Annotated in this window: 1 protein-coding gene; it reads left to right on the forward strand. The window is 68.4% G+C overall.

Going from position 1 to position 1,310, the window contains the following annotated elements; all coding sequences use genetic code 11:
• Positions 1-68 precede the first annotated feature (68 nt).
• Positions 69-1,279 (forward strand): IS3 family transposase gene (locus tag ABZW18_RS34765; protein ID WP_356195521.1). Its coding sequence is split into 2 segments (ribosomal slippage): positions 69-363 and positions 363-1,279, totalling 1,212 coding nucleotides; the frame shifts between segments, so codons are not numbered across the junction.
• The last annotated feature ends 31 nt before the right edge of the window (positions 1,280-1,310 follow it).

Consider the following 1,310-nt stretch of genomic DNA (forward strand, 5'->3'; position numbering starts at 1 on the left):
GGGCCCTCGCCCCGGATCTTGGACACCGTAGACACTGGATCTTGAGGATCTGGGAGAACGGAGTCCCTGTGGGGATGAAGCACTATCCGCCGGAGTTCAAGGCGGACGCGGTCGCGCTGTACCGGTCGAGGCCGGGAGCGACGATCAAGTCGGTCGCCACCGATCTGGGGGTCAACACCGAAACGCTGCGCAACTGGATCCGGGCCGCCGACGGGCGACGCCCAGGGTCCCACTCGGCGGCCGGGACCCCCGCGACGGCACCGGCTGGGGATTCGGCGGAGGCCGAGCTCGCCGCCGCACGCAAGAGGATCCGCGAGCTGGAGGAGGAACGCGACATCTTGCGCAAGGCGGCCCGGTATTTCGCGGGCGAGACGCGCTGGTGAACCGCTTCCAGTTCGTCGCCGATCACCAGCGCCGCCACGGCGTGAAGCGGCTGTGCACCATCCTGGGCATCGCCCGCTCGAGCTTCTACTACTGGCGCAAGACCGCCGCGGACCGCGCCACCCGCCAGGCGGCCGACGCGAAGCTCGCCGTGCAGATACGCACCATCCACCGGGAATCGGACGGCACCTACGGCGTCCCGAGGATCACCGCCGAACTCCGTGACGACGGCGAGCACGTAAACCACAAGCGCATCGCTCGCGTCATGCGCACGATCGGACTGGCCGGCGTCCGCCTGCGCCGCAGGCACCGCACCACCGTGCCGGACCCAGCCGCCGCGAAGGCCCCGGACCGGATCGGCCGTGACTTCACTGCCGAGGAGGTGAACACCAAGTACGTCGGCGACATCACTTACTTGAGCGTCGGCGGCGGGAAGTTCTGCTATCTCGCGACCGTCATCGACCTCGCGTCACGGCGCCTGGCCGGCTGGTCACTCGCCGACCACATGCGCACCGAGCTCGTCATCGACGCCCTGGTTGTTGCCGAGCGGACCCGTGGCAGCCTCAAGGGCGCCATCATGCACACGGATCACGGGGCGCAATACACGAGTAGGGCGTTCGCCGACGCCTGCCGCCGGGCGGGCGTGCTCCAAAGCATGAGCGCGGTCGGCAGCTCGGCCGACAACGCCGCCGCGGAAAGCTTCAACGCGACCTTCAAAAGGGAGACGCTGCAAGGCCGAAAAGGTTGGCCCAACGAGCGCGCAGCACGTCTCGACGCCTTCCGCTGGCTCCACCGCTACAACACCCGGCGCCGTCACTCCCGCCTCGGACAACGCAGCCCCATCGCCTACGAGACGGCCTCCGCAACAACATCAACTACCCTTACCGAAGTCGCATAAGCCCGTGTCCAGGATTCGGGGTCAGGGCCCG

The organism is Streptomyces sp. NPDC004647 (genome assembly GCF_040609575.1).
Lineage (GTDB): Bacteria > Actinomycetota > Actinomycetes > Streptomycetales > Streptomycetaceae > Streptomyces.